Origin of the sequence: Salinimicrobium xinjiangense DSM 19287 (genome assembly GCF_000423585.1) — a bacterium.
GTDB classification, from domain to species: domain Bacteria; phylum Bacteroidota; class Bacteroidia; order Flavobacteriales; family Flavobacteriaceae; genus Salinimicrobium; species Salinimicrobium xinjiangense.
In genome coordinates, this window is record NZ_AUIG01000022.1 from 1 (window position 1) to 25,570 (window position 25,570).

Genomic DNA, 25,570 nt, shown 5'->3' on the forward strand with positions numbered 1-25,570 from the left:
AAAGCTGGGAATCACTCCAGCCAAAACCTTCCTTTAAAGACATCATCCCCACCAAAGTCTTCACTGAGGCATTGGGACGACCGGTAGAGGAAAAAAGAACAGCAAATTTTTCTTCATCAATCCTGGAAACAAAGTATTTATAAAAAATATTGTACCAGGCCTTTGGATCGTTTAGCTTCTTATCTTTCTTGTCATCAAGCAATTGGCCAAAACCAGAGAAGAGATCTGATTGAGAAGAATCCTGAGTTTTTCTAAACATGATAGTACATTGGAAAGTGGTTTAAAGATAATCCATTCTTAGAATTAATTGAAGTAAATTTGTTTTTAGAGTGGACTCAATCTTGAACTTTGAATCGCGCTTAGCGCCTCGGATGAAACTCTTCCACAACCCTGCGCAGATGAGAACGGTCCATGTGCACGTAGATCTCGGTGGTAGTAATGCTTTCGTGCCCGAGCATTTGCTGGATGGCTCTTAGATCGGCGCCATTTTCCAGTAAATGAGTGGCAAAGGAATGCCTGAAGGTATGGGGGCTGATCTTTTTCTCCAAACCTGAAGCTACCGAAAGTTGCCTGATAATGGTAAAGATCATCGCCCGGGTAAGTTGCTTACCTCTCCGGTTAAGAAAGAGGGTATCTTCATGACCTTTTTGGATATCCTGGTGAGATCTTAAGTGTTCCCGGTAGAGCCTGATATATTTCTGAGTAACATCAGCAATAGGAACAAACCGGGATTTATTTCCTTTCCCTGTGACTTTGATAAAACCTTCTTCAAAGAAAAGATCTGACAGCCTGAGGTTGATGACTTCTGAAACCCGGAGTCCGCAGCCATATAAGGTTTCCAGAATGGCCCGGTTTCGTTCTCCTTCAGGTTTGCTGAGGTCAATTGCAGCGATAAGGGAATCGATCTCTTTTGTGGAAAGTGTATCTGGAAGTTTTCTGCCTGTTTTAGGAGATTCAATTAATTCCAGCGGATTTGTTTTACGGTAATCTTCAAAGACCAGGTAATTAAAGAAACCGCGTAAGCCAGAGATCACCCTTGCCTGGGAGCGGGCATTGACCTTTTTCGCAATAGAATAAATGAATTGCTGTACTTCCTCTTCAGAAATAGAAACAGGAGAAAGCCTCATTTCATTCTCCTCCAGCCAGTTCATCAACTTTACCACATCAAAGGAATAATTGGTGATCGTATTGTTTGACAGACCTCTTTCAATTTTGAGGTAATGCCGGTAATCCTTTAATGCGTTTTCCCACTTCATAAGCTAAAGATAACGGGTTAAAAGATCCGAATTACAAATAATTTAGCAAAAACTTTCATTTTCTTAACAGTGACGCTCCTACATTTGTCCCTGAACTTTAAAACATAGAATTATGAAAAAGTCACTTTTATTTATTGCAGCAATGATCTTAAGTACCACGTTTGTAGCTGCACAGGAATTCGTTTATTTTGGAGCAAAGGGAGGGGTTAACTTCTCTAACTTCTCAGGAGACGGATGGTCAGGTTTTGATGATGGAGACGCAAGAACAGCATATCACTTAGGTTTGGTTGCCGAAGTGCCGGTATCCGACCGTTTCTCAATCCAGCCCGAGGTGCTGTATTCTGCACAGGGTTATGACATTGTAAGGCGTGAAAATGGAGCTGATTTGGAACACAAACTTGATTATGTTACTGTTCCCGTGCTTGCAAAGCTCTACGTCTATAGAGGCTTAAGTCTCGAAGCTGGCCCTCAGTTCGGATTTCTTGCAGATCATGAAGTAGGGACCGGAGAGAATGACATGGACCTGGGAGATGACAACATCAACAACTTTGATCTAAGTCTTGGGCTCGGGGCATCTGTAAAACTGAACAAATTCTTTATTTATGGCCGTTATAACGCGGGTATGACCGATGTTTATGATGTGGATGGAGTTGATGTCAAGAACTCTGTAGTTCAGGCGGGAGTCGGGATTCTGTTTTAGTAAAAAAAATCATTAAGAAAAAGCGGGAACTGTGTTTCCGCTTTTTTTTATATAACGCACTGTATATCAGAATATAAAAATTAAATGCTTATCTTTAATTCATAGTAACCAATTAAAAATCAGCATGATGAAAAAATTACTTCTTATTGCAGTACTGGCATTAATTAGTTTTAGCGCTGCACATTCGCAAACGAGCACCACCGGTCTTCGGGTGGGCGTGAACGCTGGTATTCCCATGGGTGACGTGGATGATGCTTCCAGCTTTAAGATAGGAGCCGATCTCGCTTATATGATAAGCCTCATGGATATTGTACAGGTGGGGCCAATGGTAGGCTATTCCCACTATTTTGGCAAGGATAACCTAGACGATTTTCAGTATTTACCCATTGCCGCATCCGGCCGGTTAGGGTTGCCAAGCTCCCTTGTAGGTGGTTTCGACCTTGGATATGCTGTTGGTCTTGGTGATGAAAGTGACGGCGGACTCTACTGGCGACCTTCTTTAGGTTTCCGGCTTTTTAATGTTGGTCTTATAGTTTCATATGAAGGGATCAGCGACGACGCTATTGACGTATCTTCTCTCAATCTTGGAGTAGAGTTTAACTTTTAATTTTAGAATAAAACCACCTGTTGTTTCAATATAACAGGTGGTTATTTTTATATTTGAGTTTGTAAGGCAGGTGTAGGCTGCCTTTTTTTATGCCTTTATTTTATACATTTACCTTATGAAAATATTGATCATTAATGGCCCTAATCTTAATCTCCTGGGCAGCCGCGAACCCGGAACCTATGGGAGTGAAACTTTTGACTCATACTTTCAAAAGCTAAAGGAAAATTTTCCCGAAGTTGAATTAACGTATTTCCAATCCAACATAGAAGGGGAGCTCATAAATAAGTTACAGGCAGCCGATAAAGAGGTGGATGGCATTATTCTCAATGCTGCAGCTTATACCCACACTTCAATTGGGATAGGGGATGCTGTAAAAGCCATTACTACCCCGGTAGTAGAAGTGCATATTTCCAATACTTCTGCAAGGGAAGAGTTTAGGCACCGTTCCTTTATAGCACCTAATGCAAAAGGAGTGATCCTTGGATTTGGTCTACAGAGTTACAAGCTCGCTCTTTATAGTTTCCTCTAAATCAGTTTAAAAGATAACATCGCGTAGTTCATCGTTTAAATGGATGGTTATGTCTGATTTAGATGAGAATAGTATAAGAAATTAACTTTTTTATGGATATTCGTGCTCTAACTTAAATCTTTTATTATGAAAAAAATATTTTTTCTAGCTGTTTTAGTATGTGCCACAGCAATGAATGCACAGCAGCTTGATTTTGGAGCAAAAGCTGGAGTGAACTTTGCAAACCTTACGGGAGATGATGTGGATGACATTGATGGCAGAACCTCTTTTCATGTTGGTTTGGTGTCAGAATTCAATTTGTCAGAACGTTTTGCTATTCAGCCCGAAGTTCTTTACTCATCACAGGGTGCAGAAGATGAAGATATCACCTGGAAACTTGATTATGTATCTATTCCAATAATGGCCAAATTCTTTGTTACTGAAGGTTTTTCTCTTCATGCAGGACCTTATTTAGCTTTTAATGTAGTGTCTGAAGTGGAGTCAGAGGGAATTTCAGTAGATCTGGCCGATGAAACAGAATCGGTTGATTTTGGAGCTGCTCTTGGATTAGGATATGAACTGCCAATGGGTCTTTTCTTCCAGGGAAGATATGCCATGGGGCTTTCCGATATTTCTTCAGAAGGAGATGCAAAGAATGGAGTTTTTCAATTATCAGTCGGATTTATGTTTTAGGAACAAATAATTTAAACGGAAGCGGGAGAGAGATCTTCCGCTTTTTTTATGTTTTTTAAATAACTTGCAGGTATGAAAAAAGCCTTTATCAACTGGAGCTCCGGGAAGGATGCTGCTTATGCTTTGTACCTGCTTCAAAACAAAAAAGAACTTTCTGTTGAAAAACTGGTCACCACTATTAATTCTCAGGTGGACCGGGTTTCCATGCACGGCCTTCGGAAGGATTTGCTGCAAAAGCAGGCAAGTAGTCTTGGAATTCCACATCATATTATTTCCCTGCCCGGGGAAGTTTCTATGGAGACATATAACCGAATAATGGAAGAAGAGGTTGAGAAATTACGTGCAGAGGGTTTCACCCACAGCGTCTTTGGGGACATTTTCCTTGAAGACCTTAAGCAGTACAGGGAGCAGCAGCTTCAAAAAGTGAATATTCAGCCGGTGTTTCCGCTGTGGAAAAAGGATACCGGGATGTTTATGAAAGAATTCCTATCTGCAGGTTTTAAAGCTATAACTGTCAGTGTGAATGCCCGACTGCTGGACCAATCTTTCTGCGGAAGGATCATTGATGATCAATTCCTTTCAGACCTACCTGAAAATGTAGATCCCGCAGGAGAGAATGGGGAATTTCACAGTTTTGTTTTTGACGGTCCTGTTTTTTCAGCACCAATCACCTTCCAAAAAGGCGAAATTGTAGAGCGCTCTTTCGCTCCTGCCGGAGATAAAAATGACAATTGCTTTAAAAAGGAACCTAAAACCTGGGACACAAGTTTTTATTATTGTGATCTTATTTAGGCCGGGTTTCAGGTTCAACAAATGCTTCTAACAGCAACCTGAATCTGGGGTGCAACCGGCATTCTGCGTCTGTAAATCGAGCATTTTAAGTTTCGGTTTATCTTTTTTAGTACCCGGTTTTTCTGCATAAACGGTAATGCTGAAAATGCCTGTATCTCCTTTTTTGAAGTCTGTTATTTCTTCCGGAGAAAGATATTTTGTAAGAATATCATCGGGAATAACGATAGGTTTTTCTTTTTGAAGGATGATATGGCTGAAACCTGCATCTTTTATGTATTGCAGATAATCATCTTTCTGGATAGCACCTGCTACGCAACCGGCATACATTTCTGCATCTTCGCGTAAAGCTTCAGGTAATTCACCTACCAGTACAATATCAGAAATACTAAAATGTCCTCCCGGCTTCAATGTTCTGAAGATTTCGGCAATGACTTTATTTTTATCCGGAACAAGATTAAGTACGCAGTTACTTACAATGACATCTGCAGTGTCGTCATTCACAGGCATGTCGTCAATATCTCCCTCTCTGAACTCCACATTGTTGAAGCCAAGTTTATCTGCATTGATGCGGGCTTTTGTAATCATTGCCGGAGTAAAATCAATACCAATGACTTTTCCTTCCGCTCCTGTCTCATGACGGGCAACAAAGCAGTCATTTCCTGCACCCGAGCCCAGATCGATCACAGTATCACCTTTTCTAATGCCGGCATATTGAGTGGGTAAGCCACAGCCGAGCCCAAGATCTGCATCTTCGACATAGCCGCCGGTACCGGTATAGTCGTCCATCATGATGTTATAGATCTTACTTGATGGAGTGGTGGCACCACAACATGAAGCAGCATTTTCCGCTTTGCCCTGTCCGGCAATTTTGGCGTAGCGTTCTTTAACCGAATCTTTAAGTTCCTTTTCCGTTTTCATATCAAATATTTTCTGAAATAGATCAATTATTAATCATTGTAATATTACGATAAAAAGAACAAATTGAAAAATTTTTCCTTGAGTTTATAAAGACAATCCTTAAATTTACTGGTAGATAGTTCTTTACTCCGGAATTAGCAATTTTGCAGAAGGTTTTTCTGGAAAGGCTGTACCCGAAAAAGAGTGAAACAAGGTATACTATTGAGCCTCATTAAAGAAAAGAGATCATGAAAATTTCTTTATTATTTTTCGCAGTCTTTTCAGTAGGAACAATTTTTTCTCAGACCTTAACTCCAGAATATGAAACTGAAATATTCACAAGGGATACATTAATTACTGTTAAAGCAAAACCTGATTCGGGTTTTAACTATGAATATTTGGTCTTTATTCCGAAGGCAACAAAGAAAGGAAAGGAGCAATGGTTAATTGTCGAGCCTAATAATTCGGGCTTCACTTCAGATTCTATTGAAAAACACCATGATTCTGCAATTTTTGTGGCTACCAAAAGGTCACTTGGAAATTACATTTCCAGGGAATTAAAGATGCCTCTTCTGGTGCCGGTTTTTCCCCGACCTAAATTACACCACAAAATATACACTCACGCTCTTGATCGTGATGTCATGCTGGGAAGAAATGAAGATTTTTTTCGTCCTGACCTGCAGTTGATAAGTATGGTGGAAGATGTGCGAACAAGACTGGAAGAGCTGGGGATTCCTGTAAAAAAGAAGCTGCTCATGAGCGGTTTCTCGGCTTCAGGGAGTTTTGTGAACCGGTTCTTGTTTTTACATCCCGAAATTGTACAGGCGACAGTGGCAGGAGGTGTGAATGGTATTCTTATGCTTCCAAGGAAGGAGATGAATGGAATTGAATTAAATTATCCTCTTGGGATCAATGACCTGGAGGAGATCACGGGTAAAAAATTCAATTCAAAATTGTACTCGGCGGTACCTCAATTTATATTTATGGGGGCTCTTGATGGTAATGATGCAGTGCCTTATGATGATGCTTATGGTGATGAGGAACGAAAGGTAATCTATGCGACAGTTGGGAAACAGATGCAACCTAACCGGTGGGAGAAGTGTCAGCAGATCTACAGGGAGGAGAAAATAAATTCACATTTTCGTATTTATTTGGGAGTGGGGCACAGGTCTGACGAGAAGATCAATCTGGAGTTAATTGCGTTTATCAAAGAACACATTTACGAAGATGCGACAAAATAATCGAAGGCAGGAGGAGTTCTTTTACCACAAGTTTTTTACTTTTTTCTTCCAGCCCCATAATTTTACTCCTTCAGATTCCTTAATTAAAAGTTAATTCCTACATTTGGCCCGCTTCCCCTACGGCAAACAATATTTAAAGTAAACATCCTGAGTTATGGAGAAGATTTTTGTTGCTGTTTTTACCACCGTTTTGTTTACCATTTTTACTCCAAAAGAAGAGGAGTGCGAGCTCTCAGGAAAATCGGCGGGTGCACCGGAAAGTTTCACTTCTGAAAAAGCCTACGAAAAGAAAGATATCTTTGGTCCATTTTCTACTCCTGATCTTGAATTTATAAACACGCCGATCAAGTTTGTAAGAGGAACTTATTAAATTAATTTATAAAGCCTTTATTGATTTCTTAGATCCATATTTGTCGTAGAAGGTTGATTTTGTGCTAATTCCTGATCTTGAGTCTGATCCCAGGGAAGGATCCATATAAAAAGCCTTTTTTCTCTTTGAAATTTCTAAATAAGCTGCTTAATTTGCAGTTCGAAATAGGGTCCAGGTTTCAGAACTATTAAGTAATGTAATTATAAACCTCTTTTTCGAAAACATGAATTCGGGATGTGGCGCAGTCCGGTAGCGTATACGTCTGGGGGGCGTAGGGTCGCAGGTTCAAATCCTGTCATCCCGACAAGCACAAAAGCGATGCGAAAGCATCGCTTTTCTTGTTCAAGGAGGTGCGCAAAATTTATTTTGCAGTACCGACTTGAACAAGAAAAGCTGACGGCGGAGCCGGCAGAGCTTTTGTATTTCCAGCGCCGGATGTAATTAGGATTCTTTAAATCCTGAACCTTTTGGGTAAATTCCAATTTTAAAGCACAAAATTCCAATTTGAGACAGAATGACGGCGGAGCCGACCTTTACATCCTGAACTCTTCGGGTAAATATCAATTTACAAGTCATTGTTGTCCGGTAAAAGAATCTAGAGCGCTCCGCTTCTAGAATCCAGAACCAAGACATTTTTATAAGATGCTGAAATTCAATGTTGTGAAAATTCAAAGAACTAAGAACCACCCCCCTCAGACTGATAGATTAGATCTCTTATTAGCATTAGCGGGCTTTTCTGAGGTTCCCTCTTTTTTCATCAGACAACAAATGATTACAAGTACCAAATTCCAATTTGAGACAGAATGACGGCGGAGCCGGCAGAGCTTTTGTATTTCCAGCGCCGGATGTAATTAGGATTCTTTAAATCCTGAACCCTGGGGGTAAAATTCAATCTTCAAGCACCAAATTCCAATATTCCTTATACTCTACGACTCAAATTATAACCGGGATGTTGGGTCTCTCTCTCTCTCTCTCTCTCTCTATTTAATTATGTGTTTCGTGAATTTCGGTAAGCTTCATATATATCCAGTGGTTAGCCATTACCTCTTTCTGGTCATTCGTATCATTCCACAGAAAGAGGCCTGTATTAAGTAATAAATTTGCGGTTGAATTCGGAAGTCCTTATTCAGTAACAGCTTTCCGAAGAATTCTAATTTAAATTTTTTATCATGAAAAAGTCAGTCGTTTATTTAATGTTCCTTATGTGGACAGGTATTATGAGTGCTCAAATTACAGAATTAAGAGAGGCACGGGTGGGGTTTGATCCACAACTACCTGAAATAACGGTGAGTGGTAATACCTATAGGATTAAAATCCAGGAAAAATATTCAGGTGAGTTTGAAAAAGACCCTATGGCATACCTCGATAAGTATTGCAATATAGAAGCCTTCATTGATCTCATACAGGATGAAAATCATATTGAATATTTCGTAGAGCTCAAGAGCACTAAAGGGAACATGCAGGCAAAATATTGCCGAGAAGGGAATTTAAAGAAAGTGACCTGTAAACTAAAAAATGTTCTTCTTCCCGATGATCTTAGAGAAGAGGTTTACCGAAATTATAAAGGATGGACCATGGTAGAAAATATTCATGTGGTAAAGGGGCGTAATGGAGCAATTGGAGAAGAGTATTTTAAAATAAAACTGGAGAACGATGGACGCATTCAGAATTTAAAACTTAAGAGAAATAGAATGAACGGGAGAGAAATAGCGGGCATTTAAGATATCTAACCCGGCTCGCAGGAGGACTGTCAAAGAAATCATTTTTTTGCATTAAAGGCAAAGTTTCAACCAGGTTGGAGAAGTTAAGGGATGATTTGTTTTGACAGTCTTCTTTTTACTGTTTTAAAAGCTTTTGCTCCGGGGACAAAAATGTCCGAAAAGCCCCGTAATAATAGGGATTTTGTAGAAATTTTCGGACGGTTATTCTTCTTTATTAAAACAGGAAGACGTAAATTTGACCAGTATTTCAGGAATTCATTTCTAACCTGTGAAAGCTTTAGTAATAGATGATGAAGGACTCGCCAGAAAGCGGGTTATAAACCTCCTAAACAGGATCTCAGAAATTGAAGTCTTAGGAGAATGCAAGGGTGGGAAAAAAGCTGTAGAGCAGATAAACGAGCAAAAACCAGATCTTATCTTTCTTGATCTTGAAATGAAAGAGCTTGATGGTTTTGAAGTTCTTGACAGGATCAATATAAATTCCAGACCCATAATTGTTTTAATGACTTCACAGAGTACAGATGCCTGTAAAGCATTCGATACCGGAGCCTGTGATCTGCTTCTTAAACCGTTTAAAGATGAACGGTTTTATAAGACCATCTCCAGAATTCTTAAATCTGCACCAAGGGAAGTAGTGAATATTGAAAACACGGTAGAAAATCTTTTGCGTTTGTATACGGGAAAAACAAGGAATCCTGCTTTTAAGATTCCGGTGAAGCAGGGAAATAAAACTGTGCTGCTGGATCCCCGTGAAATTTTTTACATTATTTCTTCCGGTTATTATGCAGAGATCTACACAAGAGACCATAAATATGTTCTCCGTGAATCCTTGTGTGCGCTGGAGGAAATTCTTGATCCCGATCTTTTCTTCCGTATCCACAGATCTGCTATTGTCAATCTTGATCACGTCAAAGAACTCATTCATTCAGAATATGGGGAGATAGACGCAAAAATGACCGATGGTCGTCTCCTTCATACCAGCAAATCACACAAAAAGCATTTCCTGGAAAAACTGGGAGTTTAAGCGTTCAAGCCGACCGGGGTATAAATTTCTCCTTTTATCAAGATTTTGTTCTGCCTGTGGAATACCGGTTAAAGCTAAACTTTTATAAAAACCGAAAAGCATGAATTGTCTCAGGTTTTCCAAACCGGAGAACTTCCACACCAATATCTAATGGCTGCTAAACTTATCCTGACAGAAGTGTTTTAACAATAAAAATTCTGTTAACCTATTAGCTTTATTGAATGAAAGTATTGAAATTAAGAATGAATTTAAAATATCTCTGTTATGATTAGTACAAAGATTCACGGATATCTGGATTACATCATGGGGCTCACTCTTATCCTTCTGCCTTTGATCCTAAAAATATCTTCGGGTGCAGCCAGTACAATTCTTGTTGTTCTGGGAGCGGGAGTGATTGTCTATAGTCTTATTACAGATTATGAACTGGGATTGCTTAAGATCCTGGCAATGAAGACCCATCTTATCGTTGATATTATTGGAGGCATTTTTCTAGTTGCCTCGCCCTGGCTCTTCGGCTTTGCAGATGAGATCATCTGGCCGTTTGTTATTTTAGGTGCCCTTGAAATAGGAGCCGGTCTTCTCACGAAAAAAGAGCCGTCTTATGAATCTCATCCTAATCACCATAAAGGAGAGTAGAGGGAGAATTTATCACAGAAGCAGAAGTGCACCTACATATATAAGGATCCCCGTGAGCATTAGAATGAGGGTATAAGGCAGGATCTCCCGGGCCTCCAGCTTCGTGATTGCGAGCAATGGCAAAGCCCAAAAGGGCTGTAACATATTAGTGATCTGGTCTCCATAAGCAAAGGCCATAATTGCTTTGTTGAGAGGGACACCCAGTTGCAGTGCACTTTCGATGATTACCGGACCCTGTACTGCCCACTGTCCGCCACCACTGGGAACAAAAATATTTACCAGGCCTGCGCTAAAGAAGATGTACACAGGGAGACTAGCCTCTGTTGCAATTTCAGCAAAGAAAACAGCTATATCATTTACCATTCCTGTTTCCCTCATGATCCCCATGATACCAAAATACAGTGGGAATTGGATAAGAATAGCCCCGGCACCAACGATTGCTTCATCCAAAGCCCTGAGAAAGGAAACGAAAGAGCTGTGCATGAGGATACAAAGGCTTAACATGAGAAAATTAAGCATGTTCGGAGTTAAATTTGCTTCAAGTAAGTTAGAATGGTAGTTGGCAAAAAAGGCGGCCAGGAGGAGAAGACCAAAGACTGTTTTCAGAGCAGGGGAGTGGTCCAGCTTTTCGGCTCCGAAAATGAAAAATTTTTCTTTAGTTCGTTTTTCCTGCGGAAGGTTGACTTCTTTTACACTTGTGGCTTTTGAGACAAAATAAAGTACCCCAGGTATAATAACCAGTAAAAGTCCGAAAATTATGAGGTTCCAGGAGGAAAAAATTGTTATTTCAGTTGAGATATACTCCGGAAGCCCTGCTGCTATACCGGTGTTTTCTGCTCCCGGAAAGAGACTTTCTAAATGCCCTTTTTCAGCAGCCTTGAGAGGTGCGCTTCCGCTCATGCCTCCATGCCAGACCATAAGACCTACATAACCTGAAGCTCCCAGCAGCGGATAATTGATCTTGAAATTTTTTTCCCTGGCTGTTTCCGCCACTTTACGAGCCATAATAGCTCCAAATATGAGGCCGAGTCCCCAATTGAAAAATGCTACTATCATGGTAGAAACAGAAACCATAACAACCGCACTTGAATTACCCTTAACCAGAGAGGTGAGTTTACTTGTGATTTTTGCCACCGGTTTGCTGAGAACGAGAATATGTCCTAAAACCAGGATCAGCATCATTTGCACCGCAAAAACCAGGAGGGAAGGATCCCACATGCCTTTTTGCCAGGAATCAAGAATATTTGTTGCATCGGAAACTCCTGTATTTCCGGTAAAGAAAAAAGCCAGGAGCATGGTGAGGAGAGTAAGCAGTACCGCCAGCGTAAAAGGGGCTGGAATAAATCTTCTGAAGCCAGACTCTATAAGCCTTGTAATATTCATAACCTCAAATATGAGGAAAAAGTTTGAAATTAATCCTCATGAATTTGATGGGAGCAGGTTAGAAGCTGTGAATTGAAAGTGAGTTGAAAATAAAGAAGTTGAAGGTGTCAAAAAAGGCAAAATCGGGCCTGCTTCCGGGAAGGAAGTCATTGAAGGTTGCAGTAATAAGTTACTCTTCTCTTATCAGTCTCTTAAGCTGTTCGGTCATTTGAGGATCGGCATCCAAGCCATGTACATCACGGGCGTGTTGTGTAGCCTGTCCTAAAACTTCTTCGTCTGAACCCGCTCTGATGATACCATCGCAGTCAAATCCTGCATCACGACAATGTAATGTTCTCATGATTATAATTTTTGGAAAAATTATGTTCTTTTCAGAACATCGGCAATAGGGGAAACTACTGCTTTATATTCTATCTAAGCAGTCTGCGGGTAATGAAATTTGTTTTTTGAAAATAGCTGCTGTGTGCCGCACCCAGGTTTAAAATTGTGGTGAAGAGTCCCGAGAAAATAAAAAGATATTGGTATGCTACAGCATTGTAGAAGGAATTCAGAATAAATACAGCCAAACCTACAAGGAGAATAGAACAGAAAAAAGAAAGCCACTCATCGTGTTTTATATGGAGACGGTTAAGAAACCATTTCAACAACGGATTCTTTTCTTCATAAGCACCCTCTTGCCGATAAAAGGAGATATAGGAAACCAAAAATTTTGAGGCTATAATCTCCAGAGCAATCAGCACAATTAATAGATCCATAGATTTTAAGTAGATGATACTGAACCTGCTAAATTAATCCAATATTTCAATTCCACAAGTTTTTTTAAGAAAATTTAGGTTATTCAGCTAAAAATAGCGCTATTCATCGATTAAAAAGTTTGTAAGTAGGACTTTTTTGAAGGAAAATTCTTCCATTTAATTAGATAAAATTTTAATTCGAACAGAGAATAGTTTAATTTTACTGCAGATAAATTCCCATGAAAAAGCCTCTTAAAGTTAGACTCTATTCTCCGCGGGAGGAGCTTTTAAACGTTATCACCCACGCTGCCGGCCTGGTGTTTAGTATTCTAGGGCTTTTCCTATTAGTATTCAGGGCATTGGCCTATGACAGTGCAAAATTATTGTTGAGTTTTGTCATTTTTGGAAGCTCCCTTATTTTGCTTTACGCAGCTTCAACTCTTTACCATAGTACCCGAAATCTGCGAAGACGGTTTATCTTTAAAATATTTGATCACGTCGCGATCTTCATATTAATTGCGGGTACATATACGCCCTTTGCGCTTGTTACCCTGCAAGGCCGCACCGGCTGGATCATTTTGGGAGTAGTTTGGAGTATAGCTATTCTGGGAACCATTTTAAAACTTTTCTTTACCGGAAAATTTAAAATCCTGTCCACTTTACTTTATGTAGCAATGGGCTGGGTGATCATATTTGCCATTGAGCCCCTGATGGAAAATCTTACGTCGGCCGGACTTTGGTGGCTGTTAGGGGGCGGACTTGCTTATACCATTGGCGCAATTCTCTACAGCATAGGTAAAATAAAATTTAACCATGCGATGTTCCACTTCTTTGTTCTACTAGGAAGCTATTGTCATTTTGTAGCCATCTACTGTTATGTATTACCTGTTGTGTAACTCCCGCTTAAATTATATTTTACCTGAAGGCTAAATTTTAATCTGACCAAATGACTAGTAAGAAAGTGAAAAGAAGTGAACAATATAAAGTTAATGAAGAACTCATTACCCGTGACTGGCTGGCTATCGACCGCACCCGGATGGCTAATGAGCGCACCTTCCTGGCGTATTTTCGTACCTTTATTGTAATACTTGGTTCAGGGGTGGCAATTCTTCGGGTAGAGATACTTGAGGACATGCTCGATCTGGGAGTATTTCTTCTGATAGTAGCTCCCATTGTGCTCATCGTTGGCCTGGTGCGGTTTATTTATGTGAAAAGGCATATCCGGAAGTATTATACTTTGAACGAGTGATCTGTGCTCAGAGACCGGAAAAAAAATAGAATTCCTGTCTCTCCGGTAAACCCTAACTTTTATCTTTTTACTTTTCTCTTCCCGGTTTTCCCAAAAACCTTCATCATAGTAGGAGAGGAAATAAACCAAAGAATAAAACCGCTCAACACTGTAATGAGGCCTAAAAGAGAAAATGCCCGGAGAATAGTGGTATTAAAATCATCCCTGGTGTCGTAATCCATGGTGTGGGTCATCCATAAGAAATCAAACCATCTCCAGTCTCTGTGCCTCACAGAACGGAAAGTACCATCAACAGTCGATACATAGGCCTTGATATTTTCAGGGGATTTGTAATTAATCACAAAGGCAGGTAAGCGTCCGCTTCTGTATTCATGGTGATCTCCGGTTGAAATTATCCTTTCGACGCTCTCAATTTTCAGATTATCCAACATATATTTATCTGCAATCTTCACCGCTTCTTCTTCGGAAACTTCTTGTTTTTGTTCTCCGCTTCGGGCGTGGATAAGCTTGTTTTCATTGATCCAGTAATAAGGTTCTCCGGCAATATCTTTCAGCTGTAAGCTTTCCACCTGTTCATCTGGCAACAGTGCAGATATCCCCTCCAGATTTGAAAATGCAACAGGGTGAACGTGTGCTTTTCTGAAGTGATCACCGTGAATTTCATCAATGTCTGTCCAGCTAAAGTATATTCCGCTTATAGTCCACATTAAAAATTGAATACCAAGGAAAATTCCGAGGTAACGATGGGCTTTGCGTATCCATCCGGCGGTTTTGCGCTTTACGAAAGGCATAAGAAATTTTGTAGATTAATATTGCAAGTATAGGAATTTTAACCAACCTTTTCTTACTGCTTTAAACCTGATTGAGCTTTTACAAAAGATCTAATATATTCCCTCCGGAAAATTTTTACTGGAAGTTTTAGCAGCCAGCACATCCTGTAATATAAGGATAGCAGTCTGTACCATATTTCTTAATTCAAAAAAGGCCACAGTACCCGAATTGAAGGGTGGATAATTTTCGAGCATGTCCATTAAATGCTGTAATTGTTCAAAGGCCTCCAGTTTTTCCCTTTTTGAAGCCGATTGTAAAAGCTCATAACTCATAATGCCATTCAGCCGTTGTCTGAGACTGGAGATAATTTCGTCATCTGCCTCATCCTCATGGGTATATAAAATTCTTGGCTTTCTAATTGGTGGGACCGGGATATTTTCAATTTCTTCTATGATAGCCAGTGAGGCCTCGTGTGAGAATACAAGAGCTTCCAGAAGGGAATTGGAGGCAAGCCTGTTTGCTCCATGAAGACCCGTATGCGCGCATTCCCCGGATGCGTACAGGTTTTTAACAGAGGTCTTCGCTTTTTTGTCCGTCTGTATTCCCCCGCATTGATAATGTGCTGCAGGTACCACCGGAATAAGATCTATGCGCACATCGATTCCTATAGAATTGCAATAGGCTACTATTGTTGGAAATTCTTTGGAGAAAGCTTTGTAATTCAGGTGCCGGCAATCGAGAAAGACTGTTGAATGCCCGGAAAGCTTAAGTTCATTAACTATTGCTTCAGAAACTATATCTCTCGTTGCAAGCTCCCCCCTTGAATCTGTCTTGAAAAGAAAGCGGTTGCCCCGGTGATTTACCAGGTAGGCTCCAAATCCACGAACTGCTTCAGAAATTAAGAATAGAGGATGTTTGTTTTCTTCAAACAGTGCGGTTGGATGAAACTGAATATAGTTCATGTTTGCAACTTTCGCTCCCGCACGCCATGCCATTGCCACTCCGTCGCCCGTTGCCACAGAAGGATTTGTGGTATTGCCGAATACCATACCACTGCCTCCGCTCGCAAGAAAGGTGACTCTTGAGGAAATATTTATTAATTCTCCTGTTCTCTTATTCAAAGCGGTCACTCCGGTGCATTGATCCTGCACCTCATTCAGCTGCAGGTCTGTTACGAAATAGTGGTCTAAAAAAGTAATATTTGGACTGGCTTCTGCTTTCGAGATCAGTTTCCGCTGTATTTCCAGTCCGGTGAGATCTCTATGATGTACTATTCGGTGCCGGGAATGTCCTCCTTCCAGTCCTAATTCAAATTCTCCGCTTTTGGCATCAAAAGAAGTCCCCCAGTTTATCAATTCCTGCAATCTTTCAGGTGCCTGGGAAATCACCATTTGTACAACATCAAGATCGTTCAGGTTGCGCCCCGCCTTTAGGGTATCTTTGATGTGAAGCTCAAAGCTGTCCCGCAATTTATCGAGTACCACAGCGATCCCTCCCTGAGCATGGGCAGTATTTGAGATATTATTTTCCTTTTTAGTGATAACCATTACAGAGACATCGGGCCTCGCCTCTGCCACCTTTATGGCAAAAGTGAGACCTGCTACTCCGGATCCAATAACAAGGATATCTGTTTTCATTATCATGAAAGGCTTAACATTCTTTGAATAGGCACAAGGGCTTTTTCCATCATTTCTGGGGGCAGGTTAATTTCCGGATTTTCCTTTTCCAGGCAGTTATATAACTTTTGCAGGGTGTTCATTTTCATAAAAGCACACTCACTGCAGGCACAGGTATTATCTTCTTTTGCCGGTGCCGGAATTAATGTCTTATGGGGCACATCCTTTTGCATCTGGTGCAGAATACCGGCTTCTGTGGCCACAATAAAAGTATCATGTTCGCTGCTCTTCACATAGTTAAGCATTCCGGAAGTAGAGCCAATATAATTTGCCACCTTTAAAATATGAGACTCAGATTCAGGATGGGCAATGATCTGTGCCGTTGGGTGTTGTTTATACAATTCCAGAAGTTTATCCAGAGAGAATGCTTCATGTACAATACAGGCTCCATCCCAAAGCAGCATTTTTCTGCCTGTTTTCTCTATCAGGTATTTCCCCAAATTCTTATCTGGTGCAAAAATTATGGGCTGGTCTTCGGGTATGGAATTGATGATCTTTTCGGCATTTGAAGAAGTGCAAACAATATCACTCAGGGTTTTTATCTCGGCCGAGCAGTTGATGTAGGTTACTACGACATGATTGGAATACTGTCTTTTAAGTTCTCTAAAAGCTTCAGGCGGACAACTATCTGCAAGAGAGCATCCCGCCTGTAGATCGGGCAGGAGCACCTTTTTAGACGGATTCAGTATTTTGGCAGTTTCGGCCATGAAATGCACACCTGCAAACAGGATGATATCTGCTGTAGTTTCCGCAGCCTTACGGGCAAGCTCAAGCGAATCTCCAATGAAGTCTGCAACTTCCTGGATTTCCGGCTCCTGGTAAAAATGAGCAAGAATGACTGCGTTCTTTTCCTCTTTAAGTTTAATAACTTTTTCCTGTAAAGGAGTTTGGTGCAGAGTGGATACTGTCATAAATAATCTTAGGCTTAATTAAATTTTCAAAAAGGTATCTCCGGAAACCAGTCCCGAGGTAAGATCTCTTAAGCTGGTCTTTTCAACTATTTCCTTTAATTCGGTGCGTACGGGTTTAAAACGGGAGTGGAAGGGGCAGGGGTGATCTTCATTGCAGGCCTGTAATCCCAGACTGCAACGGGTATAGACCTTATCTCCATCTATTGCTATAACTATCTGGGAGATCTTAATATTTTCAAGTTCCTCCCTGGCAACCTGGAAACCACCATGGGCTCCCTTTGTAGAAATAATTATACCACTCCGGGATAACTTCTGAAGTGTTTTTGCGGTAAAGGCTTCGGGAGAATCGATCTCCCGGGCGATATCCTTAAGACTTGCCCGTCTCCCATTTTCTGATTCCGAAGCAATAAAGATCGCCGCTCTTATAGCATACTCACAGGCTTTTGAAAACATAGTTTTAGAATTCTAATTACGACCCCAAAATTAAGGACATAATAGTCTCTTTTTTATGACCTGTGTCAGTAACCGGGAAATTTTTAAAATTTTCGGAAAGAAAAAAAGGCTCCCTGAGAAGCCTTTTAAGTTAAGATGTAACTTCAATTTTATCTGCCGGTAGCAGCTGTAGATGATTGTTGCTGAACCATTTGTCGCAGTCGTCTGGCAAAGGCAGTGTCTCTTTGCATCATGATGTTCATGTGCTGTAGCATTCGTTGCCGCATTTGGGGAGTCGTTCTCATGGAGGTGTCTCTCTCCATACTGTTAAACATTCCCTGCATCATGGAATCCCGCATCTGTGGATTTCTTCTCATCATGTTGTGCATTCTTTCCCCGCCATACATGCGGTTCATCATAGGGCGGTTATTATCCATCCACTCCATTGATCTTTTGTTTTCCCGTAGTTCATTCATAAACTCTCCAAAAAGCTGCTCATCATTGAGAATTTGTTCATAAACTCCTTCCCTGGCTTCAGGATTTTCTGAAAGATTCACCACCCTGTCATCATTATCACAGGAAGTAAATAAAAAAAGCAGGAACAAACCGGTGAAGACCGGAATTTTAAAAATACCTTGTTTCATGACTTTATTCTTTGGTTGTTAATTACTACTTTAGACATGTTGTCGATTCATTTAGAGACAGATATCCCTCTATGAAATTAAAACAAAATTATGTGGTCTTCATTGCTCTTAAGGGAAACTTAACTTAAATGCGAATGAAGATCTCTTTTAAAACACTTGTGATTTTCCTGGGGCCGTTGCTGTTCTTTCTGCTCCAGATTGCAGGTCATCCTCAATCCATGCCGCCGCCAGCATGGGATGTACTTTGTGTAACACTTTGGATGGCTTTATGGTGGGTTACCGAGGCTGTGCCTATTGCAGTCACTGCCTTACTGCCTATTGTACTTTTTCCTCTCACGGGGGCTTTGCCCATAGCGGACACTACCGCAGCTTATGGAGATAAATTTGTCTTTCTTTACCTGGGAGGTTTTCTGCTGGCCATTGCTATAGAAAAGTGGGAATTACATCGTCGTATTGCACTTAATATAATAAGCCTTATAGGAACCAATCTTAAATTGATCATCCTCGGCTTCATGGTGGCAACTGCTTTTCTCTCCATGTGGATCTCCAATACGGCCACTTCTGTAATGATGTTGCCCATAGGAGCGGCCATCATCAGCCAGATGAAGGACAATCCCGATACCGAGAAAAATGAAACTAAATATTTTGGAAAATCCCTCATGCTGGCAATTGCCTACAGCGCTTCCATTGGTGGTATTGCCACTCTAATTGGTACTCCTCCAAACCTTGTTTTTGCAGGGATAGTAGAAAAGATTTACGGGATAGAGATAACATTTTTTCAATGGTTTAAGCTGGGGCTCCCAATTTCTGTGTTCTTACTCTTTCTTTGTTGGAAATATTTGACAAATTTTGCTTTTGATTTCAAGGGAATGAAGCTCCCCGGTGGGAAAGGAGAGATCTCTCGCCTTCTTAAAGGTTTGGGCAATACGAGCCGGCAGGAAAAGATTGTTCTTATAGTCTTTATATTTACCGCCCTTGCCTGGATTACCCGTTCTTTCCTTCTACAGCCTCTAATTCCTTTAATCGATGATACTATTATAGCAATTACGGCCGGGATCTTATTGTTCCTGCTGCCATCGGGGAAGAATGGGGGAAGAATCCTGGTTTGGGAGGATGCAGTAAATATTCCATGGGGAATAATTATCCTGTTTGGAGGAGGAATGGCTCTGGCAAAAGCTTTTGGAGATACCGGTCTGGCGGTGTGGATAGGGGAGCAACTTACAGACCTTAAGAATCTTCCGCTCATCCTGCTGGTACTGGTCCTGGTAGCATCAGTGAATTTTTTAACCGAAATAACTTCAAATCTGGCGACAACTGCAATGCTGCTGCCAATATTGGCTCCTATGGCAGTAGCAATGAATATTCATCCTTTCTATTTAATGGTGGCAGCAACCCTGGCTGCCTCCTGTGCTTTTATGTTGCCGGTAGCTACGCCGCCTAATGCAGTAGTGTTCGGGTCTGGTCAACTTAAAATAAAAGACATGGTGAGGACGGGGATCTGGATGAATATTTTTTCCATTCTTCTTATCACTCTTATAATTTATTTCATGTTACCTGTTCTATGGGGAATAACTGTAGATGAAATACCTCAGGTTTTTCAGTAAGCCTGTGAAAAGGACGATGGATAATATTATGATCTTAAATTTGATTTGGTAACCTTATTCAGGCAAGGTCATTCTATCATATAACTAAATAAATTACCAATGTTTATGTGTCGCCCCTACGGGGCTCTTGTCAGGTGGTTCTTTTTAAACCCGGGGTTGAAACCGCGGGCTAATGATATTGCGCCCCGCTGGGCTTATTCCTCACTGTGTAATGCAAGCTTGCTGATTACCCGGCCTAATAATATTGCGCCCCGCTTGGGCTAACTCATGTCGTTCACTTTTGGAAGATAAATCAATGAAAATTATTAAAAGTCATTTTGCCTGGTAGTCCCACTTTTAAACGGGTTCAGACCGACCACTGATGACTAATGATCAATGTCCTTTGGCTTCTTCATATTCACGAGCCTCTTCATATGTTGTGTGGATCGTTTCTTCAGGATGCTCTCCGGGAGCATAGAGGGTATAGATCTTCAGAGGATTTTCTCCGATATTTTTCACGTGATGATAATATCCCGCAGGAATAATAACCGCCCAATCATCTTCTACTTTTTGATCAAAGGTGAAATTGTCGCGGTCTTTACCCATACGCACCTGTGCCTGCCCTTCTTCTATTCGAATGAACTGGTCGATATCATCATGAACTTCCATCTCTATCTCCTCACCGGGACCTAAGGACATAAAGACCAACTGCATGAATTCTCCTGTCCACCTCACTTCCCGGTAATGGTCATTATCTATAGTTGCCTGTTCAATATTTACGGTAAAAGGCTCTGCCTCTGTCTGCAGGGTTTCCGGAACTTCATTAAGACGACGATCCTGGATGGCAGGGTCAGAAGTTTCCCGGTCAGGATTTCCGTTACAGGAAGTTAATAGCACAAGTGGCAAAAGTGTAAAGGCAAAAATTTTCTCAATGATGTTGAAACGAGCCGGGGTTTTCATATTTATTTTTTAGATTATTTACCTTGACTTCCGAAGAACCTGAGCTGCTTAAAAAATTTAAGCTTAGGAGATTTCAGATCTAATACTTTCTTCGGGCACTCCTGTTTCAAAGGGATTATTTGGATCGTTGCTCCACTCAAACCAGCCGCCGTCATATACCGAAACATGAGGCCAACCTAAAAGCCAGGCATTAAACCAGGCTTCACTGCCACGCCATCCTGTACCACAGTAGAAAGCTAAATGCTTATCTGGTGTAATACCGTTCTGTTTCCAGTTCTCTATTACTTCATGAAATTCCCGGGTGGTGTGGTCAACGTTCCTGTAGTTTTCCATATGGTATGCGTCACTGCCACAATCGGCAAAAATAGCTCCGGGTATTCTTCCTTTGGCTTCTATATAATTATAACCGCTAACTTCCCCAATATATTCAGGATAACTACGCACGCACACCAGTTCGGCATCCTTTGCGGCGATCATTTCTTTTGCCTGTGGAACATCAACAGCCAGATCGGGACGGGCGGGAATTTGTGCTCCAAAGTCCTCCACAGGTTTTTTTGGCACATCTTCTTTACTAACTTCAAAACCCGCATCTTCCCAGGACTGGAAACCACCATTTAGCACTCTTACGTCCTTTACACCGGCATACATCATTATAAAAGCATTGCGAATGGCACCTATGTCGCCGGCAGCGCTTCCGGGGAATTCATCATCGTTATCGGGAAACATAAATTTACCGTAGAGTACAACGGTAGTATCTGCCGTGATCCCGTGAGCTTCAAGTGCCTTTTTTAACTCTTCCGGAGAACGGCGGTTCCATGTTTCCGGTGACTCCAGCGCATTAGTGTCCATATCTACTGCCCCGGGAATGTGACCGCTTAAATAAGCATCGCGATTTCTATAGTGGGCATGTACCACCACAAAATTATCGTTATCATATTCTGCCGGATTTTCGCCTGCTATCAGTTTTTTCATCCAGGCAGCTGAAACCAGTTGCCGGTATTTGGGAAGATACTCCATGGGCAGGGTTCTATCTCTAACCCATTCCTCCAAAAAGTTGTTGTAAACTGCTATTTTTGGATAGTCTGCCTTTTGGAAATTTTCAGCTACTTTTTCGGCCTCTTCAGGAGTGTAACCGTAGATAATTATTTCTTCGGAAGGATCAATTTCTTTGTGTCTAACGATCTCGATCCAGTCCATATACCCGGTCCATTTTACCGGAAGAGACTTAGCGCCCTTTATATGTCCGCCGCGCGTTTCATTGTGTAATTTCCAGCCATTATAAGCATCTACGGGTCTAACATCAATTATTCGCGCTCCTTTATTTTGTTTATCAATAAGTTCGAGGGTAGTTACTTCTCTGAATTGTGTCATTTTCTAAATATTTCGGCGGAAGAAGGGGTGTGGTTCTATTCCTTTAAAATCCTGTTTTTCCGAAGATATTAAATTTCACTTTTTCTGAAGAAGTTGCTGACTTAAGAAATTCCTAAATCTTGCAGGAGTCTAAATAGTTTCCTTAAATATCTATTTCCTTTTTATAAGATCTTTCAAAACTGATTCCATTTTCCTCAACACTGTGACGAACCACAATTTCCATTTTTTGGAATTGATTTATATTGCTGATACTCGTTATTACGATCCTATGTATGTTTTGGGCCAGACCCACAAAAGAATAACTATTTAAGGGGAAAGTTCCGGGGCGTAAAATTTCTATATGCAAGGTATTAAATTCGGTTTTTTTTAATGATTTGGAGGTGGTAATATTTATTTCTTCTGAAGGGAGGATCGAGGCTATTCTGCTCTTTAAATTTTCCTCTTTAATACTAAACTCCGGTTCAATGGTTCTTCCAAATAATCTGCTTCCTAAGAAATTATCACAGGCAGTGAAGGAAAAAAGTATAATTAATAAGGGCAGCAGTGTCTTAAGTTTCATATGCTATAAGAATGGTTTAATTGGAAATGGTTTAAAACAGAAAAAAATCTTATTCTCCAGCAACTGAAACTTCTGTGAATCCCTTTTCTTATAAATAATCCGGTAACTGGAACACTAATAATTTTTCTCCAGTTGCCTAATTGTTCATTTCATGTTGTATAGGATTAGTAGGAGAAGAGTGAATTTCGTTACAGGCTTTAAGAAACTGGGCAGGAATTCTTTTTAATAAATTGTTTTCACCCATAAATATTAGGAAATATCCAATATTCGAAGCATTTAATTCCAGATGTGTGAATTCTTTTAGTCTTTTCAAATATGCTTTTCAAGTGTATCCTAAAAAGCTTAGTTTTGGGTAGATTTCAACACTTTCAGCATGAAGAACAACAGGCATTTTGTTATAGATTTCGACAGTACTTTTACACAGGTGGAGGCTCTTGATATCCTGGGAGAGATCTCTCTTGAAGGACACCAGGAGAAGGATAAGCGACTTCAAAAATTATCCGATCTCACCAACAGCGGGATGGCCGGTGATCTTTCCTTCAGGGAGTCCCTGGAGCAACGCCTCGCCCTGCTAAATGCTGAAGAACATCATTTGCCAAAGCTGGTTGATAGGCTTAGAAGTAAGGTCTCTATTAGTTTTATAAGAAACCGGGAATTTTTTGAAGAAAATCACGAGAACATCTATATTATTTCGAATGGTTTTAAAGAATTTATTGTTCCAATAGTCAGGGAGTTTGGAATAAAGGAAGAAAATGTTTTTGCCAACACCTTCCGACCCGATCCCTCGGGAAATTTAAAGGATTTTGATAAAGAAAATGTACTGTCATCCAACAACGGAAAGGTGGAAATGCTTAAAAGGCTGGATCTACAGGGAGATGTATATGTTATTGGTGACGGGTATACCGATTACGAAATAAAGGCTGCCGGACTCGCTAATAAATTTTATGCTTTTACAGAAAACGTAGAGCGGGGAAATGTTCTTGATAAAGCCGACCATATCACTCCCAGTCTTGATGAATTCTTATACCTGCACAAAATGAATAAAGCTATTTCCTATCCTAAAAACCGTATTAAAGTTCTGCTTCTGGAGAATGTGCATGAGGATGCTGTGAAGATCATGAAGAATGAAGGTTATAATGTTACTACCATCTCGGGAGCTTTGGATGAGGAGGAGTTGGCAGAAAAAATTAAGGACGTATCGGTATTGGGGATCCGTTCTAAAACACAGGTTACTCAAAAAGTATTACAAAATGCTAACCGGCTTATTGCGGTGGGTGCTTTTTGCATAGGAACCAATCAGATAGATCTAGATGAGTGCTTAAAAAGAGGAATTGCAGTTTTTAATGCGCCCTTTAGTAATACCCGCTCTGTAGTTGAACTGGCAATAGGCGAGATCATTTTGCTTATGCGCGGTCTGCCGGACAGGATTGCCGAGATGCATGCCGGTACCTGGAACAAATCGGCTTCCGGTAGTAGGGAGATCCGCGGTAAAAAACTGGGAATTGTGGGCTACGGAAATATTGGCGCCCAACTCTCTGTAGTCGCCGAAGCTATCGGTTTTGATGTTTACTATTACGATCTTATGGAAAAGCTGGCTTTGGGAAATGCCACTAAATGTAACAGTTTGGAAGAGCTTTTAAAGATTTCTGATATAGTTACGCTACATGTTGACGGTCGTAAGGAAAACCACAATCTCATCGGAGAGAAGGAGCTTGAGCTTATGAAGGAAGGTTCTGTTTTTGTCAATCTTAGTCGCGGACATGTTGTAGACCTTCAGGCGCTTCGGAAACATTTGGAAAGTGGAAGGATTAGTGGTGCCGGAGTGGATGTCTTTCCAAAAGAACCTAAAACAAACGATGAAGAATTTCAGTCTGAATTAAAGGGTCTCAAAAATGTCATTTTAACGCCACATATTGGCGGAAGCACAGAGGAGGCTCAGGTCAATATCGGAAATTTTGTTCCAGGGAAAATAATTCAATATATCAACACCGGAAGCACCACCAACAGTGTGAACTTTCCGAATTTACAGCTTCCAATTTTAGAAAATGCCCACAGACTTATTCATATTCATCACAATAAACCGGGAATTATAGCACACATAAATAATGTGCTTTCAGATCATGACTGTAACATTGTAGGTCAATACCTTAAAACAAATGAGGTCATAGGTTATGTGATCACCGATATTGATAAAGCTTACAATGAAGAAGTCATTGAGGAAATGAAAGATATTGAAGGAACGATAAGGTTTAGGGTACTTTATTAAGTTCAAGGTTCAAGGTTCGGGGTTCAAGGTTCAGGGTTCAAGGTTTGGCTTCTGTGGTTCCAAATTTAAGATTCAAAGTTCCAGTCTTCTGTTTTTCTGACCACTGACCACGGACCACTTAACCATTACTGCCTACTAATTACTGCTTACTGCCAACTGGAGAGCGGGTTACGTGTTTGCGGGTTGGCTTCAGCGGTTCCAAATTTAGGATTCAAAGTTCCGGTCTTCTGTTTTTCTGACCACTTAACCATTACTGCCTACTAATTACTGCTTACTGCCAACTGGAGAGCGGGTTGCGGTTAAATTTGATTTACTGATACCGTTTACCGTACTCACCATTTTCAGATTGGGATTTGGTGCTTGTAATTTGAATTTTAAAAAATTTCCCGCTGATCACGCTAATTTCTGCTGATCCCCGGTATGCATTAGGATAGCCCATAGCCAAACTAAAATCTCACATCTCATATCTAATACTCAATACTCAATACTCAATACTCAGTACTCAGTACTCAATACTAATTTTCAAACCTGATCCAAATCATATTTTAGCTGCGGAAGGAAATGCATCTTTGAGGTTTTGCCTTTA

29 protein-coding genes and 1 tRNA gene are annotated in these 25,570 nt (G+C 40.7%); 15 read left to right on the top strand and 15 right to left on the bottom strand.

Annotation, left to right across the window (positions count from 1 at the left end; genetic code table 11):
* Both G564_RS18940 and xerD read right to left on the bottom strand, forming a co-directional pair.
* Positions 1 to 259: hypothetical protein (locus G564_RS18940; RefSeq protein ID WP_037373762.1), on the bottom strand; the 259-nt coding region annotated here is incomplete at its 3' end.
* Positions 260 to 359: 100 nt separating this feature from the next.
* Complete coding sequence (xerD, locus tag G564_RS0108965; RefSeq protein WP_029037371.1) at positions 360 to 1,256, bottom strand: site-specific tyrosine recombinase XerD; 897 nt, start codon at positions 1,254 to 1,256, stop codon at positions 360 to 362.
* A gap of 112 nt (positions 1,257 to 1,368) precedes the next feature.
* On the opposite strand from xerD, the gene G564_RS0108970 reads away from it, so the two are divergent.
* From G564_RS0108970 to G564_RS0108990, 5 genes are all read left to right on the top strand, one after another.
* Complete coding sequence (locus G564_RS0108970) at positions 1,369 to 1,956, top strand: porin family protein (RefSeq protein WP_029037372.1); 588 nt, start codon at positions 1,369 to 1,371, stop codon at positions 1,954 to 1,956.
* 124 nt (positions 1,957 to 2,080) lie between these two features.
* Entirely contained in the window at positions 2,081 to 2,563 is a 483-nt protein-coding gene (locus tag G564_RS0108975; RefSeq protein ID WP_245583678.1) for a hypothetical protein, read from the top strand.
* Positions 2,564 to 2,678: 115 nt separating this feature from the next.
* The gene (aroQ, locus tag G564_RS0108980; RefSeq protein WP_029037374.1) at positions 2,679 to 3,092 is read left to right on the top strand and encodes a type II 3-dehydroquinate dehydratase; all 414 of its coding nucleotides are present in this window, start codon (positions 2,679 to 2,681) and stop codon (positions 3,090 to 3,092) included.
* A gap of 126 nt (positions 3,093 to 3,218) precedes the next feature.
* Positions 3,219 to 3,764, top strand: a complete 546-nt coding sequence (locus G564_RS0108985) for a porin family protein (RefSeq protein ID WP_029037375.1) — start codon at positions 3,219 to 3,221, stop codon at positions 3,762 to 3,764.
* Between the two features lie 72 nt (positions 3,765 to 3,836).
* Entirely contained in the window at positions 3,837 to 4,556 is a 720-nt protein-coding gene (locus tag G564_RS0108990; RefSeq protein ID WP_029037376.1) for a Dph6-related ATP pyrophosphatase, read from the top strand.
* 27 nt (positions 4,557 to 4,583) lie between these two features.
* On the opposite strand, the gene G564_RS0108995 is transcribed toward G564_RS0108990, so the two are convergent.
* On the bottom strand, positions 4,584 to 5,474 hold the full coding sequence (locus tag G564_RS0108995; protein ID WP_029037377.1) for an arsenite methyltransferase: 891 nt from the start codon (positions 5,472 to 5,474) through the stop codon (positions 4,584 to 4,586).
* A 227-nt stretch (positions 5,475 to 5,701) separates the two neighbouring features.
* On the opposite strand from G564_RS0108995, the gene G564_RS18945 reads away from it, so the two are divergent.
* The 6 genes from G564_RS18945 to G564_RS0109030 all read left to right on the top strand — a co-directional run bounded on the left by G564_RS18945 (position 5,702) and on the right by G564_RS0109030 (position 10,445).
* Positions 5,702 to 6,694: a hypothetical protein gene (locus tag G564_RS18945; RefSeq protein WP_051205373.1), complete on the top strand. Its 993-nt coding sequence runs from the start codon at positions 5,702 to 5,704 to the stop codon at positions 6,692 to 6,694.
* 154 nt (positions 6,695 to 6,848) lie between these two features.
* Complete coding sequence (locus G564_RS0109005) at positions 6,849 to 7,064, top strand: hypothetical protein (protein ID WP_029037378.1); 216 nt, start codon at positions 6,849 to 6,851, stop codon at positions 7,062 to 7,064.
* A gap of 230 nt (positions 7,065 to 7,294) precedes the next feature.
* A tRNA-Pro gene (locus tag G564_RS0109010) sits at positions 7,295 to 7,368 on the top strand.
* A gap of 865 nt (positions 7,369 to 8,233) precedes the next feature.
* The gene (locus tag G564_RS0109020) at positions 8,234 to 8,785 is read left to right on the top strand and encodes a hypothetical protein (RefSeq protein WP_156879209.1); all 552 of its coding nucleotides are present in this window, start codon (positions 8,234 to 8,236) and stop codon (positions 8,783 to 8,785) included.
* A gap of 268 nt (positions 8,786 to 9,053) precedes the next feature.
* A complete protein-coding gene (locus G564_RS0109025; protein ID WP_029037380.1) occupies positions 9,054 to 9,809 on the top strand; it encodes a LytR/AlgR family response regulator transcription factor in 756 nt (251 codons plus the stop codon).
* 264 nt (positions 9,810 to 10,073) lie between these two features.
* Positions 10,074 to 10,445, top strand: coding sequence for an SPW repeat domain-containing protein (locus G564_RS0109030; protein ID WP_029037381.1), 372 nt, complete (start codon positions 10,074 to 10,076; stop codon positions 10,443 to 10,445).
* 12 nt (positions 10,446 to 10,457) lie between these two features.
* On the opposite strand, the gene G564_RS0109035 is transcribed toward G564_RS0109030, so the two are convergent.
* The 3 genes from G564_RS0109035 to G564_RS0109045 form a co-directional block, all read right to left on the bottom strand.
* Complete coding sequence (locus G564_RS0109035; protein ID WP_029037382.1) at positions 10,458 to 11,828, bottom strand: TIGR00366 family protein; 1,371 nt, start codon at positions 11,826 to 11,828, stop codon at positions 10,458 to 10,460.
* 169 nt (positions 11,829 to 11,997) lie between these two features.
* Entirely contained in the window at positions 11,998 to 12,168 is a 171-nt protein-coding gene (locus tag G564_RS20155) for a DUF1059 domain-containing protein (protein ID WP_084625613.1), read from the bottom strand.
* A 70-nt stretch (positions 12,169 to 12,238) separates the two neighbouring features.
* Positions 12,239 to 12,583, bottom strand: a complete 345-nt coding sequence (locus tag G564_RS0109045) for a hypothetical protein (RefSeq protein WP_029037383.1) — start codon at positions 12,581 to 12,583, stop codon at positions 12,239 to 12,241.
* 218 nt (positions 12,584 to 12,801) lie between these two features.
* Between G564_RS0109045 and trhA the strand changes: the two genes are divergently transcribed.
* Together trhA and G564_RS0109055 are read left to right on the top strand one after the other, a co-directional pair.
* The gene (gene trhA, locus G564_RS0109050; RefSeq protein ID WP_029037384.1) at positions 12,802 to 13,458 is read left to right on the top strand and encodes a PAQR family membrane homeostasis protein TrhA; all 657 of its coding nucleotides are present in this window, start codon (positions 12,802 to 12,804) and stop codon (positions 13,456 to 13,458) included.
* A gap of 50 nt (positions 13,459 to 13,508) precedes the next feature.
* Positions 13,509 to 13,811 (top strand): DUF202 domain-containing protein, encoded by a 303-nt coding sequence (locus G564_RS0109055; protein ID WP_084625614.1) that lies wholly within the window; start codon positions 13,509 to 13,511, stop codon positions 13,809 to 13,811.
* A 59-nt stretch (positions 13,812 to 13,870) separates the two neighbouring features.
* Here G564_RS0109055 and G564_RS0109060 read toward each other — a convergent pair whose 3' ends face one another.
* The 5 genes from G564_RS0109060 to G564_RS0109080 all read right to left on the bottom strand — a co-directional run bounded on the left by G564_RS0109060 (position 13,871) and on the right by G564_RS0109080 (position 18,245).
* Positions 13,871 to 14,602: a PepSY domain-containing protein gene (locus G564_RS0109060; protein ID WP_029037386.1), complete on the bottom strand. Its 732-nt coding sequence runs from the start codon at positions 14,600 to 14,602 to the stop codon at positions 13,871 to 13,873.
* Between the two features lie 90 nt (positions 14,603 to 14,692).
* The gene (gene nadB, locus G564_RS0109065; protein ID WP_051205374.1) at positions 14,693 to 16,219 is read right to left on the bottom strand and encodes an L-aspartate oxidase; all 1,527 of its coding nucleotides are present in this window, start codon (positions 16,217 to 16,219) and stop codon (positions 14,693 to 14,695) included.
* 2 nt (positions 16,220 to 16,221) lie between these two features.
* Positions 16,222 to 17,169: a quinolinate synthase NadA gene (nadA, locus tag G564_RS0109070; RefSeq protein ID WP_037373769.1), complete on the bottom strand. Its 948-nt coding sequence runs from the start codon at positions 17,167 to 17,169 to the stop codon at positions 16,222 to 16,224.
* Between the two features lie 18 nt (positions 17,170 to 17,187).
* Positions 17,188 to 17,622, bottom strand: a complete 435-nt coding sequence (locus tag G564_RS0109075; protein ID WP_029037389.1) for an RrF2 family transcriptional regulator — start codon at positions 17,620 to 17,622, stop codon at positions 17,188 to 17,190.
* 149 nt (positions 17,623 to 17,771) lie between these two features.
* Complete coding sequence (locus G564_RS0109080) at positions 17,772 to 18,245, bottom strand: hypothetical protein (RefSeq protein ID WP_029037390.1); 474 nt, start codon at positions 18,243 to 18,245, stop codon at positions 17,772 to 17,774.
* 134 nt (positions 18,246 to 18,379) lie between these two features.
* Here G564_RS0109080 and G564_RS0109085 point away from each other — a divergent pair, with 134 nt between their 5' ends.
* Positions 18,380 to 19,849, top strand: a complete 1,470-nt coding sequence (locus G564_RS0109085) for an SLC13 family permease (protein WP_029037391.1) — start codon at positions 18,380 to 18,382, stop codon at positions 19,847 to 19,849.
* A 372-nt stretch (positions 19,850 to 20,221) separates the two neighbouring features.
* Here the strand turns inward: G564_RS0109085 and G564_RS18955 are convergent, their stop codons facing one another.
* The 4 genes from G564_RS18955 to G564_RS20305 all read right to left on the bottom strand — a co-directional run bounded on the left by G564_RS18955 (position 20,222) and on the right by G564_RS20305 (position 23,031).
* Positions 20,222 to 20,788, bottom strand: a complete 567-nt coding sequence (locus G564_RS18955; RefSeq protein WP_037373771.1) for a cupin domain-containing protein — start codon at positions 20,786 to 20,788, stop codon at positions 20,222 to 20,224.
* Between the two features lie 63 nt (positions 20,789 to 20,851).
* On the bottom strand, positions 20,852 to 22,159 hold the full coding sequence (locus tag G564_RS0109095; protein WP_029037393.1) for a sulfurtransferase: 1,308 nt from the start codon (positions 22,157 to 22,159) through the stop codon (positions 20,852 to 20,854).
* Between the two features lie 142 nt (positions 22,160 to 22,301).
* Positions 22,302 to 22,718 carry a hypothetical protein gene (locus G564_RS0109100; protein WP_029037394.1) on the bottom strand — a complete coding sequence of 139 codons (417 nt, stop codon included), beginning with the start codon at positions 22,716 to 22,718 and terminating at the stop codon, positions 22,302 to 22,304.
* Positions 22,719 to 22,854: 136 nt separating this feature from the next.
* Complete coding sequence (locus G564_RS20305) at positions 22,855 to 23,031, bottom strand: hypothetical protein (protein ID WP_156879210.1); 177 nt, start codon at positions 23,029 to 23,031, stop codon at positions 22,855 to 22,857.
* 60 nt (positions 23,032 to 23,091) lie between these two features.
* Between G564_RS20305 and serA the strand changes: the two genes are divergently transcribed.
* Entirely contained in the window at positions 23,092 to 24,984 is a 1,893-nt protein-coding gene (serA, locus tag G564_RS0109110) for a phosphoglycerate dehydrogenase (RefSeq protein ID WP_029037395.1), read from the top strand.
* Positions 24,985 to 25,570 lie beyond the last annotated feature (586 nt).